General features: G+C 32.3%; 12 protein-coding genes. 4 read left to right on the plus strand and 8 right to left on the minus strand.

Features of this window, described 5'->3' with window-relative positions:
- Positions 1-287: 287 nt before the first annotated feature.
- From ACN0TY_RS08135 to ACN0TY_RS08170, 8 genes are all read right to left on the minus strand, one after another.
- A complete protein-coding gene (locus tag ACN0TY_RS08135) occupies positions 288-1721 on the minus strand; it encodes a DUF3179 domain-containing protein (protein WP_417444071.1) in 1434 nt (477 codons plus the stop codon).
- Between the two features lie 285 nt (positions 1722-2006).
- Complete coding sequence (locus ACN0TY_RS08140) at positions 2007-3770, minus strand: efflux RND transporter periplasmic adaptor subunit (protein ID WP_417444072.1); 1764 nt, start codon at positions 3768-3770, stop codon at positions 2007-2009.
- A gap of 50 nt (positions 3771-3820) precedes the next feature.
- Positions 3821-6340 (minus strand): heavy metal translocating P-type ATPase, encoded by a 2520-nt coding sequence (locus ACN0TY_RS08145; RefSeq protein WP_417444073.1) that lies wholly within the window; start codon positions 6338-6340, stop codon positions 3821-3823.
- 85 nt (positions 6341-6425) lie between these two features.
- A complete protein-coding gene (locus tag ACN0TY_RS08150; protein WP_417444074.1) occupies positions 6426-6992 on the minus strand; it encodes a helix-turn-helix domain-containing protein in 567 nt (188 codons plus the stop codon).
- A gap of 113 nt (positions 6993-7105) precedes the next feature.
- Positions 7106-7609 (minus strand): DUF3347 domain-containing protein, encoded by a 504-nt coding sequence (locus ACN0TY_RS08155; RefSeq protein WP_417444075.1) that lies wholly within the window; start codon positions 7607-7609, stop codon positions 7106-7108.
- 42 nt (positions 7610-7651) lie between these two features.
- Positions 7652-8869, minus strand: coding sequence for a TolC family protein (locus tag ACN0TY_RS08160; protein WP_417444076.1), 1218 nt, complete (start codon positions 8867-8869; stop codon positions 7652-7654).
- A complete protein-coding gene (locus ACN0TY_RS08165) occupies positions 8866-12657 on the minus strand; it encodes an efflux RND transporter permease subunit (protein WP_417444077.1) in 3792 nt (1263 codons plus the stop codon). The genes ACN0TY_RS08160 and ACN0TY_RS08165 overlap by 4 nt, the downstream gene beginning before the upstream one ends.
- Before the next feature lie 137 nt (positions 12658-12794).
- Positions 12795-13214 carry an HYC_CC_PP family protein gene (locus ACN0TY_RS08170; RefSeq protein ID WP_417444078.1) on the minus strand — a complete coding sequence of 140 codons (420 nt, stop codon included), beginning with the start codon at positions 13212-13214 and terminating at the stop codon, positions 12795-12797.
- Positions 13215-13487: 273 nt separating this feature from the next.
- Here ACN0TY_RS08170 and ACN0TY_RS08175 point away from each other — a divergent pair, with 273 nt between their 5' ends.
- The 4 genes from ACN0TY_RS08175 (at position 13488) to ACN0TY_RS08190 (ending at position 18488) form a co-directional block, all read left to right on the plus strand.
- On the plus strand, positions 13488-14165 hold the full coding sequence (locus ACN0TY_RS08175) for a response regulator transcription factor (protein WP_236959670.1): 678 nt from the start codon (positions 13488-13490) through the stop codon (positions 14163-14165).
- The gene (locus ACN0TY_RS08180; protein ID WP_417444079.1) at positions 14162-15418 is read left to right on the plus strand and encodes a sensor histidine kinase; all 1257 of its coding nucleotides are present in this window, start codon (positions 14162-14164) and stop codon (positions 15416-15418) included. The genes ACN0TY_RS08175 and ACN0TY_RS08180 overlap by 4 nt, the downstream gene beginning before the upstream one ends.
- Before the next feature lie 203 nt (positions 15419-15621).
- A complete protein-coding gene (locus ACN0TY_RS08185) occupies positions 15622-17604 on the plus strand; it encodes an LTA synthase family protein (protein WP_417444080.1) in 1983 nt (660 codons plus the stop codon).
- A complete protein-coding gene (locus tag ACN0TY_RS08190; protein ID WP_417444081.1) occupies positions 17601-18488 on the plus strand; it encodes a diacylglycerol/lipid kinase family protein in 888 nt (295 codons plus the stop codon). The genes ACN0TY_RS08185 and ACN0TY_RS08190 overlap by 4 nt, the downstream gene beginning before the upstream one ends.
- The last annotated feature ends 438 nt before the right edge of the window (positions 18489-18926 follow it).

Raw genomic sequence — 18926 nt, forward strand, 5'->3', positions numbered from 1 at the left:
GAAAATAGAAATTAAATACTATTTATAGTTGTTCTTTTTTTGCCATCGTATGTACTTATTTACTATTTAATTGCTGTTTAATATCAGTTATCTTGGGTAAATTTTATAATCTTACATCAAAATAGAGCGTATAATCAAAGGTGCATATTAGAGTACAATCTTCTTTTTTTGGCATACCAATATAGATTGGCTGCTATATGTATTAAAATTAATATAAAAAGAAAGCCCTTTAAGGCATGTAGCTTTAAAGGGCTTTTACATAGTATTATCTACTATTACTTGTTGACTTATTTAATTAATTTCACGTTTGGAAAAGCAGCTTTGTATCCAAACCAAAAAGCATTATGTGTAGCAAAACGTGTTAAAATACTACCATCTTCAGCAATTAATTTATTTTCAGTAATATTCCAAATTTTCCCTGTAACATCAATTACACTCATTTCATATTGGAAGTTTACTAGCTTTAAACCATTTGTTTGGTATGCACGATGTGCTCCAGATTTGTCTGTTAGCACTACTAATTCAATATTCCCAATGCTAGTTTCATAAATGCTGTTTTTCTTTAAGAACTTGCTAGAAATGGCTATGTTCTCTTTTGGGAAACTAGCATGTCTAATAGATAAAATCTCGTCTTTATTTTTAAGTTCACTAGTATCTTCATTAGGAACGGTAAACATTAATTTATCAGTAGAGAAATAATCATTATATGCTTTTCCTTCTCCATAATCTCTTTCAAAGCCTGTATCTAATGATAGAACTTGCGTAGCTGGATGTCGCTTTTTCCATTCGCCCCATGTGGTTGTAACAACACTTCTATAGGGTAATTTAATGCCTTTACCAACCAATGGGCCAATTACGGGTTCTCCTTCTAAGGTACTCCATAAAGATTGGGTTGCTTTATCGTACATTAATTTATTAGATCGATATAGAAAGCCACTTGTTCCAATTTCATGATTTACGCCATTTACTTCTGTTTCGTATAAAATAACAGTTCCGCAGAGAGTACAGTAGACTCCAGCAACATCAATACCACCTACATTATCTACAAACATTTCATGCCATGCTAAGATTCGTTTTGGGTAGGCACGAGCATCTCCATTTACCTCAATTCCGAATACAATATCACTATCATTTAAATAGTTAGCGTCATTTTTAGTAATCATTTTTGGCTGGCGAAGTGGAGGAATACCATCTTGTTTTACACCTCCCCAACGTACCTCATCCAATCGGATTGTACTTTCTGAAGCTCTATCTTCAAAATAGCCTCTAAATTTTAGGTCTATTAGCGAATGTACTTTTGCTTTGTATTCGAAATATTCATCTTGATAATTAGCATCTTTATTCCAAAGCCAATGGAACCACTTATCGAAATCGTAACCAAATTTTTGATCTGTCTTTTCTTCTAGCAAGCTTATTAACTTTAATATAAGGTCAGAATTTCTTGAGAAGTAGATAGACTCGATAAGCATGATTTCATATCCTTCTTGCCAGTTTTCATCAATAGCAGTAATTGCATTTTCTAATACCTTTTTATCTTTAGAAATCACCAAATTCAAAAAGTGATTCATCATAGTATTTTGTGTGATGTTCATAATTTTATCTTCCTTGTTTTGCTTGACTTTTTCCGTATGTTGTAATGGCATTTCTGAAATTTCATTTGTATAATCAGAACAAACCATAAGCATAGCGAAAAGGCCAATGATTAAATTGAATGGACTCATTTTATTAAAATATTAATTGATTTCGGGGAAATTCCCGATATAGAAATCACTTATAAGAAGTTGTTTTATAAATGATTATTACATACAATATCAGTCGGTTTACATACCGATACCTTACGTTTATTTTCGAGTATTTTCTAAATATAGTTTAGACTCAATTTTAAGAAGAATCAAGTATGAAAATTAAATTACGGAAGAAATAAACTATGTTTTAGCCTTTTTTAATTAAAACAAAGGCTCAAAAATAAGTGTTTTCTGAGCCTTTGTTTGTGGAAATATAATGTATTATTCAAATGTTTGGATGATTTCACCGCAGTTGGACATTTCTTTTCCATAGTAGGGATTGCTTATTTCTTGATTGAAACTAAGCCAAGAAGCGCCGTTATTATTATCTACCATTGGACAGAATTGAGTATAGGCTTTTTTATGAACTCCATACAGCGTTAAACTTTTAATCATATCATCAGAGAGCTCTTTAAAATACTTTCTTTGCTCTTTGATTTCTGAAGCATCAGCAATAGCTTTTACAGAAGATTGTAGCTCTTTTTGGATAGGTGTCCATGTATTTCGAGCATCTTTATTTTCTAAAAGATCTAAATCTATTTTATTTAAGTTATTTTCAATGCTATATGCTGCATCTTTTGCATTATTGTAGTCATCATTTACTAAAGCATCTTTTAACACTATATAAGAATTTAAAACTATTAAAAGCTGATTTTGAAACTTTTGAAATGAAGGTGTTTCTAAGTTTTTAGTTTTACTGTTATCAGTTTCTATTCCTAAGTGACCTTCATGACCAGTTGTTGTTTTGCCACCTTCTTTATTCATCATAGACTTTTTGCCTTGCAATTGAGCAGCAGCATCTACGGTAAAAGTACCATTGGTAACAATTTCTTCCCCACTTTCAAGACCGCTTGTTATGGCGTAATCAGTTCCGAATTTTTTTCCCAAGGACACTTCTCTCATTTCGAAAATGGGTTTATCAGTACTTGTTTTTACATATACTAAAGACCGTTTCCCTGTCCACATAACCGCAGAAGAAGGAACCTTTATTTCTGAATTTTCAGATAGTTTAGGATCTATTTTCACCGAAGCTTCGATAAACATTCCTGGCTTCAACTTGTTGTCTTTGTTGTTAATAACGGTACGAACTTCGACAGTACGGGTATCATTATCTAAAATAGGATCGATATAAGAAATTGTTCCTTCGATAGTTTTATCAGGAAATGCATTAGACGTGATAATTATATTCTGATTTTTCTCTAGAGACTGAATATCCTTTTCATAAGCATCAAAAACTCCCCAAACAGTATTAAGGTTTGCAGTTTGAAATATTGCCATTCCATCCATCATATGTCCTCCTTCAGATACATTTAAACTAGTAACAACTCCAGAAACATGGGAATGTAATGTAAATCTACTTTTAGCAGTTCCAGAGCTTATAATTTCATCGATATATTTATCTGAGATCATCCAGTTTTTCAACTTATTTCTTACGGCATTATACAGCCCAGGTTGCACATCTTTGATTTTATATGCTGTAATTAATTCTTGCTGAGCACTAACTAATTCAGGAGCATAAACAACAGCTAAAGCTTGGCCTTTATCTACTGTTTCTCCAAGAGATTTTACATATAACTTTTCAATTCGACCATTAAAATGAGCAGATTGCGTATGGGTTTTGTCTTCATCAGCTTTAATTGTTCCAGACAGTTTTAAAATCGAATTTTCAGATTGTTTACTTCCTACGATACTGGTCTGAATGTTTGCTAATGCCATTGCATTTTCAGTCATAGAAATCTCATTGGGGGAGAGGTCATCTGAACTAGATTCCGCAGGGATAAGATCCATTCCACAAATAGGACAATCGCCAGGTTCATGCTGCATAATTTGCGGATGCATAGAACACGTCCATAGCTGCTCTACAGATTCATTTTCATGATCATGTGCAGAAGTATTGGTTTCCTTGGTTGGGTTGCTAAAAATTAACCAACCCAGTAAGACCCCAATAGCAACAGCAAGGCCAATAAACAATACATTTTTTTTCATAATTCCTTTTTTATAATCAGAATAGGCAAAGTTTTATTTCAAACTAATAATTAATCAATAGAAACATTCTTCAATCTTAAAGCATTTGCAATTACAGAAACTGAGCTAAAACTCATAGCTAATGCTGCAATCATCGGTGAGAGTAATATTCCGAAGAAAGGAAATAACACACCTGCGGCAATTGGTATTCCTAATGTATTGTATATCAATGCAAAAAATAGATTTTGTTTGATGTTTTTCATAACAGCATCACTAAGGTTTCTTGCTTTTACAATTCCATGTAAATCGCCTTTTACTAAAGTAATCATCGCACTTTCAATAGCTACATCTGTTCCTGTTCCCATTGCAATTCCAACGTCACTTTTTGCTAATGCTGGTGCATCATTAATTCCATCACCGGCCATGGCTACTATATTTCCTTCGTCTTGTAACTTCTTAACTTCTTCTAATTTGTTTTCTGGGAGCATTCCAGCTTTAAAGTCCGTTAAGTTAAGTTCTTCTGCAACTGCTTTTGCTGTATCTTGATTATCTCCAGTAAGCATAATCACAGAAATTCCTTTTCCCTGAAGATTTTTAATAGCTTTTGCACTCGTTTTCTTGATTTTATCACCAATTACAACATAACCTTCTATATTTCCATCAATAGCGAGGTAGGAAACTGTTTTTCCTTTTTGCTGATAAGAACGTGCTTCCTCTTTTATTTCTGACGATAAATCAGCATTTGCATATGCCATCATTTTAGCATTTCCAAGAGCAAGTTTCTTTCCATCAACAATTCCTTCTACACCTTTTCCTGTAACCGCATTAAATTTGTCTGTTTTTGAAATTTTCACATGTTGCTCTTTGGCAAATTTCACAGTAGCTTCTGCTAGCGGATGCTCACTAGAACTATTTAAAGAAGCAATAAAATGTAGTATTTCATCTTCTTCATGGTTAGAACCAAAAGTTCCAATTTTATCAACTGTAGGTTTCCCTTCTGTAATAGTCCCCGTTTTATCAACGATCAGAACATTTACCTTATTCATCTGTTCTAATGCTTCTGCATTCTTAATAAGAACCCCGTTTTGAGCACCTTTACCAACACCAACCATAACCGACATTGGAGTGGCAAGGCCTAGCGCACACGGACACGCAATAATCAATACAGCAATGGAGTTTACTAGCGCATAAACATAGGCTGGGTCTGGCCCCCAAATTGCCCAAACAATAAAAGTTATAATGGAAATAAGAACTACTACGGGAACAAAATATCTAGAAATAGTATCTGCTAACTTTTGGATAGGAGCTCTACTGCGACTAGCATCATTTACCATATGAATTATCTGAGATAGGAGGGTATCGCTTCCTACTTTTTCTGCTTTCATTAAGAAAGATTGATTTCCATTAATAGTACCGCTACTCACTTTATCTTCTACTTCTTTATTAACAGGAATAGGCTCTCCAGAAATCATAGATTCATCAACCGTAGAATTTCCTTCTGTTATTACGCCATCAACTGGAATCTTATCTCCTGGTTTAACTCGTAAAATATCTCCCTTTTTAATTTTATCGATAGCAACTTCTTCTTCATTTCCATCAATAACACGGATTGCTTTATTAGGAGCTAATTTTAATAATTCTTTTACAGCGCTATTTGTTTTGTTATGTGCTCTTGCCTCTAATACTTGTCCCATTAATACTAAGGTTAGTATAACCGTAGCAGCTTCAAAATAGACATGTACAGCTCCAGAATCTGTTTTAAATTGTGTAGGAAAGAAATCTGGAAATAGCATTCCGAAGAAGCTAAATAACCACGCTACACTTGCCCCAATTCCGATAAGGGTGAACATGTTTAAATTCCAAGTTATGATCGATTTATATGCACGTTGAAAAAACATCCAAGTGGCATAGAATATTACAGGAATAGAAAGAGTAAATTGTACCCAGTTCCACCACTTTTGATTCATTATTTCATATAATGGATTGTTTGGAATCATTTCACTCATAGCAATCAGAAAGATCGGTACTGTAAATGCGAGTGCAATCCAGAATTTTTTGAGTAATTTCTTATAAGTCTTTTCTTCTGAAGAAATCTCAGGTTGCATAGGAACTAAATCCATTCCACAAATAGGACAATCCCCTGGCTCATCTTCTATAACCTCAGGATGCATAGGGCATGTCCATTGCTCCGAATTAGAAGTTGTAAGACTTTGTTCTGCTACCAAATCCATCCCACAAACAGGACAATCACCAGTTTTATCGTAAGTTTTATCACCCTCACAATGCATAGGACAATAATATGTTCCTGTTTCATTACCAGTTTTTGACTTTTTAGCGGCTTTATTTTTCTTAGCAGTGGCTGTAACTTTCGATTTATCTTCAAGATTATGAATACTGTACGAACCACCGTCCTTTTTCATGGCAGCTTGCAACGCCTCAAGAGTAATATGGTTTTCCATTTCAATGGTTGCTTCCGCTTTTTCTAAATCTACGGAAGCATTGGTAACCCCTTCAATTTGATTTAGGGTTTTTTCCACGTGACCGCGACAGCCATTGCAACTCATTCCATTTATGTGATATATATGCTTCATTTTATGATGCCTTTATTGTAAATTATTAAGTACTATAAAATTATAATATATAATTCCTTTACAGTGTCATAATTATGGTTATTAGTTATATAATTTGGTCTAGTGACTTTCTTGTATTTCTTTGATCTTTTTTATAATCGGTCAGACTCATTCCAGTTTCATTTTTAAACTGCCTGCTAAAATGATTTATGTTGTTATAATCTAATAACTGACTTATTTCAGTAAAGTTGTATTTGTCGCTCTGTATGAGTTCTTTAGATTTCTCTATTTTAAGTCTTATAAAATACTTTTCTATGGTTATTGTTTCAACGGTAGAGAATGTTTTGCTAATTTTTGAGTACTCTAGATGTATAGCTTCTTCTAAATAAGCAGAGAGTTTTTTATCTAATTTTAAAGGAAGCTTATCCAATAACTTAATAAGCGAAATTTTTACATTCTCAATAATTTTTTGCTTCTGAGTATTTATTATCGAAAAACCATTTCTATCAACGATATCTTTAGCTTTTTCTAAATCAGTATCTTCATTAATATCTAAAGTTATTTTACCTAACTCAATGTTTTTAAGTGCAAGTTGGTGTTGCTCAAATTCTTGTTTTAAGACCTTGATACACCGATTGCAAACCATATTTTCTATGTGTAAGGTAACCTCCATATTATTCAGATTTACTTTTTAAATAGCTATTAATTTCAAGATAAAAAGAGAAAACTATTTGTATTAGTTACTCTTTTTATCTTGTTAGATTTTACTGATGATGGTATTTAGATTTATTTAATAACTTCTTTTACAGAACCACATGTTAGCATTTTTCCTTCAAAATATGGATTTACTATATTTTCTTCTTTTGAAAACCAATATGCTCCTTCGTTATTAAATGCCATCGGACAGAATTGTTTGTATATCTCTCCTTCTGAAATATTAGACTCTAAAAATGGCTGTATTGCTGCTGTAAGCTTAGAAAAGGCTTTTTGTTGAGCTTCAATATTTTCACTAGTAGCAATTTCTTTACTTAAATTAGAAATATCTAAATAGTTATTGCTGATGGTTTCCGAAAGCATTTTACCTCCGCTTTTTGCCTCTTGAACATCACCTTTAGTAAGTGCAGTTTTAATATGATTGTAATGCTGAAATACTTTATCAGCGATATCATTTTTAAAAGCAATTGAAGCTATTTCTGCATCGTCACGCTTTTTATCGGTTGCTTCTTTACAGGAGATAGTAAAAACACCTAATGCTAATAATACTACGATTTGTTTTTTAAAATGTGTCATGATTTTATATTTGATTTATGATTATTTCTTGTGATTTATTTTTTAGTCTATTAAATAATTAATGAGTGCTGACTCGGTATAATATTCCTGAATCGCTTCAATCTGATTGATTCCGAATTTTAATTGTAACTCTTGAATGTCGAGAACATCATTGAAATCGATCGTACCATTTTCATAATTTTTAATTAATATATCTTCCGCATACTTTGCTTGCTTAAGATTTTTTTTCTGAAGATTGAATTTAATTCTAGCTTCATTTCTCTGCGATATAGCTTTAGAGAATGTAGACTGTAATACATTTAACTTGCTATCCTTTTGAGATTTAATTTCCTGCTGACGGAGTTCGTTTTGCTTACTGATGGATTTATATTTTTTATTAAAAATAGGAATAGATAGTGAAACCATCGGCATAACAACATCTTTACCGTTATCAGAAAGATCTACATCGGTACGCTCAGAAACTGCAATATAATCGAGTCCGAAACCAATATTTGGAGCACTTTCCTTTTGGTTTAATTTCTCCGATTGCGTAACCGACTCATAAAGCTTATCGTATTTTAGTAATTCTGGATTTAAAGAAAGAGCATCATAGCCAAGAATGGGATCTTCATCAGGAATTTCTAAATCAGAAACGGCAAGGATTTCTTCATCATAGTTTCTATTCAGCAAGTTATTTAAAGCAGCTTGAATTCCCTTAGATTTTTGCATGAGCACTTCTTTCTCTTGTTGAACTTCATTTTGTCTTATCTGTAGTCGTAAAACATCCACAGCACTTGCTTTTCCTACTTCCGTAGCAGTTAAAGCCAGCTGTTCGTAGGTTTTTAGTAAATTATAATTATCATCTAATACATTTTGTTTAGCTCTAATTCCATATAATATATAATATAAATTAGACACAGAAAGAGCTAATTTTCGCTTTGCGATAACCATTTCTACATATTCAGAATCTGCCATTGCAGCAGCATAATCTTCTCTCTTACCAACAGTTCCAAACCATGGAAGCATTTGTTTTACTGATAATTTTGCACGTTGTGGTCCAGTTCTAGTTTCTGGTTCACTAACAAAATAACCAGCGCTGAATTCTGTATTTTGAACATTATTTACTTCATTTATTTTTTCTTCAGCAATCTGATAACGTAAATCAAAACTCTGTATCTCAGGATTATTATCGATCGCTTCTTCGATATAAGCGTTTAAATCTTGCCCAGAGACCTTGGTCATAATCAACAAAGAGGCTCCTATTATGAATGTATATCTCATGCGTTTTGTCTTTTTAATTGAAACTCTTTTTTCCAGCTATACAATACAGGGACTATAAAGTAGGAGGTAACATCGATAACCATTCCACCAAATATTGGAATAGCCATTGGAATCATAATATCACTTCCTTTTCCTGTGGAAGTTAAAACTGGTAAGAGCGCTAATATTGTGGTAACGGTAGTCATCAAACAAGGACGAATACGCTTATTTGCAGCTTCCAATGCTGCCAAACGGATTTCTTTTTTATCCACAGGATTTTTACGCTCAAATGTTTGTGTTAAATAAGTCGCCATTACAACGCCATCATCAGTTGCAATTCCAAATAGCGCTATAAAACCTACCCAAACGGCAACACTAAGATTTATAGTTTTCATATTGAAGAGATCCCGGAGATTTTCTCCAAAAAAGCTAAAGTTTAAGAACCAATCTTGCCCATAGAGCCAAATCATTATAAAACCTCCAGCAAATGCAACAGCAATTCCCGTAAAAACCATAAGTGATGTAGAAACAGATTTAAACTGAAAGTATAAAATCATAAAAATGATTAGTAGTGCTAAAGGAACAACGATAGACAATGTCTTTTCCGCCCGTATTTGGTTTTCATAAGTTCCTGTGAATTGATACGTAATTCCTTTTGGAACACTAAGTTCTCCAGTTTCAATTTTACTAGTTATCAATTTTTGAGCATTCTCAACGACATTGACTTCAGCAAAACCATCTATTTTATCAAACAGAACATAACCAATTAAAAAAGTGTCTTCACTTTTAATTACTTGTGGCCCTTGCTCATATTTAATATTTACGAGCTCTCCCAGCGGCACTGGACTCCCTTTTTCCACAGGAACATAGATATCCTTTATATCATCAGCGTTTCCGCGGAGTTCTCTTGGATATCTTACTCGGATGCCATAACGTTCTCGACCTTCTACGGTTTGTGTTAAGGGCATTCCACCAACAGCAACTTGCAATACTTGTTGAACATCTTCAACGGTAATTCCGTATCGAGATAATCGTGCTCTATCTATATCAATTAATAAATAGGGTTTTCCAACAATTCTATCAGCAAAAACAGCTTCTTTTTTTACTCCTTCAGCTTGCTTAATAATAGTTTCTAGTTTCTTTCCAAAAGCTTCGATTTCATTTAGATCTTGACCTTTAACTTTTATACCCATTGGAGAACGCATTCCAGTTTGGAGCATTACCAATCGGGTTTCTATTGGCTGAAGTTTTGGAGCAGAAGTAACCCCAGGGATTTTTGTGACTTTGATAATTTCGTTCCAAATATCATCAGGATTATTGATGTGAGGCCTCCAATTTCTATAATACTCACCATCATCATCAGGAACAAGGTCTGTATTGTCTATATATTTAGGATTTTCAATTTCTGAAGCTTTATATGTCGTTTCAGTATTTTCTTTACTATTTGGATTGAGAACAAGTTTTCCATTTTTCAATATAAAAAGCCCATCTTCATTCACCTTATAGCGCTGAAGTTCCCCTTCCTGATTGCGCATGTATTCAGATTTATATTGAATCATGTTTTCGTACATGGAAAGAGGAGCAGGGTCGAGGGCAGATTCTGTACGACCAGATTTACCAACCACTGTTTCCACTTCAGGAATACCAGCAACCGCCATATCGAGATTTTGTAAAACCCGCTTATTTTCCTCAACACCAGCATGAGGTAATGAGGTTGGCATTAATAAAAAGGAACCTTCATTGAGAGCTGGCATAAACTCTTTTCCTGTATTTCTCATGATAATAGCTCCTAGAATCAATACTGTTGTTGGAACTATTAAAAACAAGATTCTATTATTTAGTGCCCATTGTAGAATACTTACGTAGTACTTTCTAAAAATGGAAAACACACCTAAAAGTCCGAAGCATATTATAGAAACAAAAATGAGATTCATAACAATACTTCTATCAAATCCTAGCGGTCTCCAATATTCAGCAAGAAGAAAAACAATAGCAAGAACAGATATTATAATATTAAAAATATTCTGATTTAGTTTTAAATTGTATTTAAAGAACTGTAAATCATATTCTTTTTTATTACTTTTTATAAACCATATGTCGATCCCTGCAAAAGCTATTAATATAAGTCCTAACCAATATCCGTAGAAAATAGCGGTAAGTCCTAAAAGAATTAAGATACTCCCGATTACATATTTTGTAAATTTCCTTACTTCTCTTTTCTTAAATAGAAAGGCTGCAAAGGGAGGGATTAGAAATAGTGCAATTACTAATGATGCTGCTAGCGCCATTGTTTTGGTGAACGCAAGGGGACGAAACAGTTTTCCTTCTGCACCTATCATTGTAAAAACAGGAATAAAACTGATAATGGTAGTTAGTACTGCAGTTAAGATGGCTCCAGAAACTTCTGAAGTTGCATTGTAAACCACTTCGTTAGTTGTATATCTCCTTCCGTCATCATCAAAGCACAGTTTATCTTCCTCAAAATGACGAATCATATTTTCAGCGAGAATCACTCCAACATCTACCATAGTACCGATAGCAATGGCAATTCCAGAAAGTGCCACAATATTGGCATCTACATTAAAAAGTTTCATGGAAATAAAAACCATTAGTACTGCAACAGGGAGTAATCCAGAAATAAGTATGGAAGCACGTAAATTAAAAACCATCACTAGAATTACTAAAATGGTAATTAATATTTCTAAAGTGAGCGCTTCATTGAGAGTTCCTAATGTTTCTTGAATAAGTTCAGATCGATCATAAAAAGGAACAACTGTAAGTTGCGAAGTACGCCCATCTTGCAGCGTTTTAGAAGGTAAGCCAGCCTTAATTTCTTGTAATTTATCTTTTACATTATTGATTACCTCCATAGGATTGGCACCATGTCTTGCTACCACAACACCGCCAACAACTTCTGCACCCTCTTTATCTAAAACCCCACGACGAGGAGCAGGACCTAAATTTACCTTAGCAATGTCTTTAATTTTTATAGATACATAATCTTCAGAAGTAACAACGGCATTTTCAATATCTGAAATCGACTTCACGTATCCCAATCCGCGTACTAAATATTCCGCCTTATTAATTTCTAATGTTTGCGCTCCTATATCTTTATTACTATTCTTAACAGCGTTTACAATTTCATTTAATTGTACGTTATATTGACGCATTAATTCTGGATCTACATCAATCTGATATTCTTGTACATAACCACCTATTGAAGCAACTTCGGAAACACCACTAGCAGAGGAAAGGGCATATTTAACGAAATAATCTTGAACACTCCTTAATTCATGTAAGTCCCATCCTCCAGTAACGTTACCGTCTTTATCTCGCCCCTCTAAAGTATACCAATACACTTGACCTAATCCTGTAGCATCTGGGCCAAGTGTTGGATTTACATCTGTAGGAAGTAATCCACTAGGAAGTGAATTTAGTTTTTCGAGAATTCGACTTCTACTCCAATAGAACTCTATATCTTCATCAAAAATGATATAGATACTAGAAAACCCAAACATGGAAGAGCTTCTTATTGTTTTTACACCAGGAATACCCAATAAAGTAGAAGTAAGCGGATAACTTATCTGATCCTCGATATCCTGAGGAGACCGTCCTTCCCATTTTGTAAATACAATCTGTTGGTTTTCACCAATATCAGGAATAGCATCAACAGCTACAGGATCTGAAGGGAGGATACCAGTATTCCAGTTAAAAGGGGCGTTTACAATCCCCCAGCCAACAAAGAGAACCAATAATAATACGGCTACTAGTTTGTTTTCTATAAGAAATTTAATGCTTTTATTTAGCATATAAGTTGATAATTAAACAGTTATAAAACAATGAATTTATGAAGTGTCAAAAATTCAAATACAATATAGTTTCCCTAATGATAAGAGCCATTAAGGTAAAATCGCCCCATAAATTATGGGGATACTGTTTAAAAAAATCAGATTAAATATGTTTCGTGTAGTTTTTGTACATCCTTTATAATAAGGGGAGGAGTATAATCCTTAAAAGGAATAATTTTTTCTTCTAAACTATTATATAAATTAAGGTAAGAATAGAAAAAAGAAGCAATAAAAGTCTGCTGCTCGAAAGTTAGATTATCAAAGGAAGCTTTAAAATTATCTTGCCCTTTGTTCACTATTTGTTGATCCGAACAACAAGATTTTTTAGAAATTTCAATATCACAATCGGTTTTCGATTGTTGGTGTTTTTCCATTCCACATGAACTAGTACCATGAAATAAAGAAAAATCTACTAGAGTATCTCCACAATAATGCATATCCATTTGGAATGACGTTGTAGTGAGAAACACTAAAATCGCCAAGGAAATTGCTAATATTTTATGTGAAAAACTCTTCATATTACTGCAAAAGTATAAAAAAATACTTTGATGTAGTTTATTTGTATAATTTTTAACGGATTGGGGGTTTAGATTTTAAGTTATAAGTTGGGTAATTAAGTTATATATATTAAAAATATAGTATTCTTTAAATTAGCTTTAGAATTCAGGAATATATTTGGGGTGATATAAGGTTCTTTGTTTATGATAGTTAAATTTATATTATTAGTATAGGGTGAAATATAAAGTTTATTTAAGAGGTCTTTTTTTAAATGAAATGCTAAATTTAGTATTATGAAAATATTAGTAGCAGAAGATGAGTTTTCTTTACAACAATCTATCGCCACATATCTTGAAAAGGAAGGTAATGTTTGTGAAGTTGCTTCAGATTTTAATGAAGCTTCTTATAAAATAGCTATATATGAATATGATATTGTGATTCTCGATATTAACTTATTAACGGGGAGCGGAATTGATATTTTAAAGGAATTAAAGAAAAAACAAGGTGTTATTACTTCGGTAATTATTATTTCAGCTAATAATTCATTAGATGACAAACTAGAAGGTTTAGATCTTGGAGCGGATGATTATCTTACAAAGCCATTCCATTTAGCAGAACTAAATTCTCGTGTAAAAGCAATTTTAAGACGGCAGAAGTTTGGGGGTGGCAATGTTGTTATGTTTAATGAAATTAAAATAGATACTGATAGTCATGTAGTCACCGTAGATAAAGAAGAGGTTGTGTTGACGAAGAAGGAATACGATTTATTATTATTTTTTATAATTAATAAAAATAAGGTCTTGTCTAAGGAAATTATTGCAGAGCATTTATGGGGGGATAATAGCGATTTAATAGATAATTTTGATTTTATATATGTTCATGTCAATAATTTACGAAAGAAACTTACTCAAGAAGGAGCAAAATATATTAAAACTGCCTATGGAAGTGGTTATAAATTTATAGATGAATGAGTAAAGAAAATAAAATAGGACTCATACAAAAGACTTCAGGTATATTTATTATATCTAGTATTGTACTGATGAGTCTTAGTGCAGTCTTGCTTTATTTTTATGTTCGTAGTATCTTACGGGAAGAAATTGAAGAGGAGTTGTATTCTACTACAGCCAGAATTGAACATTTGTTAGCACAAGGAGCTGCACCGTTTTCTTTACCCCCAGTAGTTGAAGTAAACTCTACGCCTATACTTTCTAAAGAAACGATTAAGGATACACTAATATTTGATCCATCTCAGAATGAAGACGAGGTTTTTAGGGAGCTCACAAGCTTTAAAGAAATTAAAGGAATAAATTATAAGATAGTTGTCAGAGATTTAGTGGTAGAATCTGAAGGCATATTAATAGCTATCATCGTTTCTTATATAGTTATTATTTTACTAGTTTTTATTATACTTTTCTACTTCAATAGAGTAGGAAATTCATACCTATGGAAGCCATTTTTTAGTACGCTGCAAGAAATTAAAAAGTTTTCTATTACTAATAGAGAAGTAATAATGTTAGAATCGACAGACATAAAAGAGTTTAGCGAACTAAACTATCAAATAGAAGAGTTAACGGGTAAAGTACGTGCCGATTACAACAATTTAAAGCAATTTACCGAAGATGTATCTCATGAACTGCAGACTCCATTATCAATTATGCAAGTAAAAGTTGATAATATAATAAATGGAGATCCATTAAGCGATGAACAATACACTCAATTGACCTCGATTCAGAGGGATATAAAAAGAGTTACTCAAATGAATAGGGGACTAACATTATTAACCAAGATTGAGAATAATCAGTTTCTAAATGCTAAAGAGATTTCTATCGCTTTTCTGATAGAGGAAAGTTTGAAAAATTTCAAAGAGATTTCTCCCCAAGTGATTCAGTATAATAAGGAGGATGAATTATTAGTCACTATGGATTTATATTTAGCACAAATTTTATGTAATAATTTAATATCTAATGCAATAAAACACAATTCGGGTGTTGGAGAAATTATTATAGAAACTAAATCTAATAGTTTATTTATAAGCAACCAAGGAACAAATTCGATATTAAATGCGGATCAGATATTTAATCGTTTTTATAGGGAAAATGAAAGTATTAAATCTACAGGTTTAGGTTTAGCTATCGTTAAGAAAATATGTGATCTATACAATTTTAAAGTTAGCTACCATTTTAGAAGCGGATTACATGTTTTTTCTGTTAATTTCTTCAATTAGTTTCCTTTATAACAGATTATTCCTTCTCAATTTTTATAGCAAATACTTTTTTACGTTGTCATTAAACAATATTCAGCTTGATATTATTTTTCTGGGAATAAGATTCTACATTTTAGTAATGCTATGATAGTAAATACGTCTTTAAATTTCCTTTAGATTCTGCACATATTTTTACCTCATAAATTTAGAAGAAACAATAAATTATGAAGTATAAAATTTTCCCCAAACGCTTTCAGTTATTAAAAACTTTCGTGTTAATATTTTTAATTCTCTCATTCTTGGTGAGAGCAAGTTTTCTCATTTGGAATTTTTCAGAAACAGATAAAAGTCTTTTAGACCTCTTAAAAGTATTTGTTAATGGACTTTTCTTTGATATTGGAACGATTTCATTTTTTGTAATTCCATATTCGGTATACTTACTTATAATCCCAAATAATTGGATAGGAAGTCTTCTTGATCGTATAGCTACCTACGTGGGCTTTTCGATTGGCATATTAACTTTATATTTTTCTTTTTTTGCTGAATTTACCTTTTGGGATGAGTTCCATAGAAGGTTTAACTTTATTGCTGTAGACTATCTTATTTACACTTATGAGGTGGTACAAAACATCAATGAATCCTATCCGTTGCCATTATTAATAACTGCGATGTTATTATTAGTTGTAGCGACTCTTTATTTAGTTCATAAGTTAGGAGTCTTTAACGATGTGTTTTCTTCTGAAATTCTTCTGAAAAATAAATTACTGATCGCAATTCCATGGGTAGTAATTGCTTTGTTTTTTACAATTTTCATCTCTAATGAAGACGCGGATTGGTCAGTTAATCGATATAATAACGAGCTTTCAAAATCAGGAATCTATTCTTTCTTTGCTGCTTTTAGAAATAATGAATTATCTTTTACAGAATTCTATAAAACCTTATCTAAAGAGCAAACATATGGTCTTATTACAGAAGAATATGCTAGGTCAGGAAAAGTAATAAATAAACAAAAGAATCCTCTTTATAGAACTATTGAAGTTAACGATACAATCGAAAAAATATTAAAACCGAATGTGATTTTTATTTGTATAGAAAGCTTAAGTGCTAAATACTTAGGGATTTTTGGACATGAAGAACCTATTACGCCCAATTTAGATGCGCTTTCTAAAAAGAGCATCTTATTTTCTAATTTATATGCTACAGGGACTAGAACGGTAAGAGGAATGGAAGCTATTACCTTATCAATACCGCCAACACCTGGTAGAAGTATCGTGAAAAGAGAGAACAATACTGGGATGTTTACAATTGGTGAAGTATTTAAAGGAAAGGGATATCAACGTAACTTTTTTTATGGGGGCGATGGTTATTTTGATAATATGAACACTTTTTTTAGTGGAAATGGATTTAATATAGTGGATAGAGGACGTGGATTTCTTATTGGAGATGATATAAAAACGACAAGAACAAATATTGAGGATGATGAAGTAACTTTTGAAAATGCTTGGGGAGTTTGCGATGAAGATATTTATAATATAGTATTGAAAGTTGCAGATCAATACTATGAAAAAAGGGAGCCCTTCTTTGATTTTATAATGACCACTTCTAATCATAAACCATATTCGTATCCAGACGGGCGAATTGATATTCCTTCTGGAAGTAGTAGAAGCGGTGCTGTGAAATATACTGATTATGCCATCGGAGAATTCATAAAAAAAGCACAATCAAAACCTTGGTTTAAAAATACAGTATTTGTTATTATGAGTGATCATTGCGCGAGTAGTGCAGGCAGATGGGAGTTGGACATAAATAATTATCATATACCAGCAATGATATACAATCTTCCGAATACAAAACCACAAGAAATATCAAGGTTATGTTCCCAAATCGATCTGTTTCCAACTCTATTCGGATATCTAGATTGGGAGTATACTTCGAATTTTTTTGGTAAAGATATAATTAAAGATTCTTTAGAAGACGGAAGAGCATTTATAGGTAACTATAGAAAGCTAGGACTTTTAAATGGAGATGATGTAATGATACTTGGAGATCAAAAGACAGCTAACTTCTATAAATGGGATAATAATACCAATGAACTTTCAAAGCAAAAACTGTCAAATTCTTTTTTAGATAAAACAATTTCCTATTACCAAACGGCAGACGAATTATATACTAGCGGGAAGCTAACTTTAAAAAGTTTGGCGGAATGAAAAGTATTCACTTTATAATAAACCCGATTGCTGGTAAAGGAAATAATTGTATTAGCGAGAATCTTTTAAGAGCTTATTTCCCTATGGATATGTATGACATAAAGATTAAATATACAAGCTATAAGAAAGAAGCAATAGAACTGACTAAGGCATCTGTAGAAGAGAGAGCAACAATTATTGTTGCGTGTGGTGGAGATGGAACTGTTAATGAGGTAGCTTCTATCTTGGTAAATACAGATGTCATCCTAGGAATCATTCCAATAGGATCAGGGAATGGGTTGGCTTCAAATATAAAAATCCCTCGGGATATTGAAAAAGCCTTGACTGTGATCAAAAACCAAATAACAACAAAGATAGATGTTGGATGTTGTAATGGAATGTACTTTTTTAGCAATACTGGTTTTGGATTTGATGCTAAAGTAGTTAGGAGTTACGAGGAATCTAAAAAACGTAATCTAAAGAGTTATTTAAAGGCATGCTTCAGAACATTTATAAAATGCAATAATAATAATGAAGCTTCTATGGAGGTTATTATTGACGGTATTAAGTACTATAAAGAACCACTTCTTATATTTATATCGAATTCTAATGAGTTAGGTTACAACTTTAGTTTAACACCAAAAGCACGTTTACAAGATGGTTTGTTAGATGTGCTAATAGTCCCTAAAATGCATAAAGTTAAGTTGTTATTGTTTGGAGTTTTAATGCTTTTTAAAAAGCATATATATTTAAAGGATGTAATGCATTACCAAACTAAAAAATTAGATTTAATAAGTGTAAAAGGAAATTTTTTTGATTCTCAAATTGATGGTGAGTATAAGCCTTTGTTAGAGTCTAGTGTTTCTATAAAATTATTACAAAATTCTCTTACCATAATCATATAGTATAAAAGGCAAAATTAGAATCTAGATGTACGCTTATATAAATTGCATATCGATCCATGATGTTACATCCGAGTATAAAAAACACATAGAACGCTTTTATCTCGAATAGAACAGAAGTATTGGTAATATTTATGGAGAGGAAGGAACTATTTCATTTTCATTTTATGGTGAAGTTGTCCGTTTAGAGTTGAATAATGGAAAACATGAGAAATTTACGTATAAGAATCCGACACATATACAGCAACCGATGATTTCCAAGACTGTAAATTATTTTTTAAATGGCCATAAAAATCCGTGTTCTGTTGATGAAGGAATGTTAGTCATGGAGATAATGGATGCTTTTTGCTGTAAGTAGGAGTTTAAGCTCTTTTGGGAATTGATTTAAATAGTTGATACGTATTGATTAATAGTTTTTTAAAATCTATTATAAAACCATAT

Source organism: Joostella sp., from assembly GCF_048266025.1.
GTDB classification, from domain to species: Bacteria; Bacteroidota; Bacteroidia; order Flavobacteriales; family Flavobacteriaceae; genus Galbibacter; species Galbibacter atrarenae.

Bases quoted from the DNA above. Each gene is read 5' to 3' on its own strand.
- ACN0TY_RS08165 (WP_417444077.1), bottom strand. From the start codon at position 12,657: ATGCTAAATAAAAGCATTAAATTTCTTATAGAAAACAAACTAGTAGCC.
- ACN0TY_RS08185 (WP_417444080.1), top strand. From the start codon at position 15,622: ATGAAGTATAAAATTTTCCCCAAACGCTTTCAGTTATTAAAAACTTTC.
- ACN0TY_RS08175 (WP_236959670.1), top strand. From the start codon at position 13,488: ATGAAAATATTAGTAGCAGAAGATGAGTTTTCTTTACAACAATCTATC.
- ACN0TY_RS08140 (WP_417444072.1), bottom strand. From the start codon at position 3,770: ATGAAAAAAAATGTATTGTTTATTGGCCTTGCTGTTGCTATTGGGGTC.
- ACN0TY_RS08145 (WP_417444073.1), bottom strand. From the start codon at position 6,340: ATGAAGCATATATATCACATAAATGGAATGAGTTGCAATGGCTGTCGC.
- ACN0TY_RS08190 (WP_417444081.1), top strand. From the start codon at position 17,601: ATGAAAAGTATTCACTTTATAATAAACCCGATTGCTGGTAAAGGAAAT.
- ACN0TY_RS08150 (WP_417444074.1), bottom strand. From the start codon at position 6,992: ATGGAGGTTACCTTACACATAGAAAATATGGTTTGCAATCGGTGTATC.
- ACN0TY_RS08170 (WP_417444078.1), bottom strand. From the start codon at position 13,214: ATGAAGAGTTTTTCACATAAAATATTAGCAATTTCCTTGGCGATTTTA.
- ACN0TY_RS08160 (WP_417444076.1), bottom strand. From the start codon at position 8,869: ATGAGATATACATTCATAATAGGAGCCTCTTTGTTGATTATGACCAAG.
- ACN0TY_RS08180 (WP_417444079.1), top strand. From the start codon at position 14,162: ATGAGTAAAGAAAATAAAATAGGACTCATACAAAAGACTTCAGGTATA.
- ACN0TY_RS08135 (WP_417444071.1), bottom strand. From the start codon at position 1,721: ATGAGTCCATTCAATTTAATCATTGGCCTTTTCGCTATGCTTATGGTT.
- ACN0TY_RS08155 (WP_417444075.1), bottom strand. From the start codon at position 7,609: ATGACACATTTTAAAAAACAAATCGTAGTATTATTAGCATTAGGTGTT.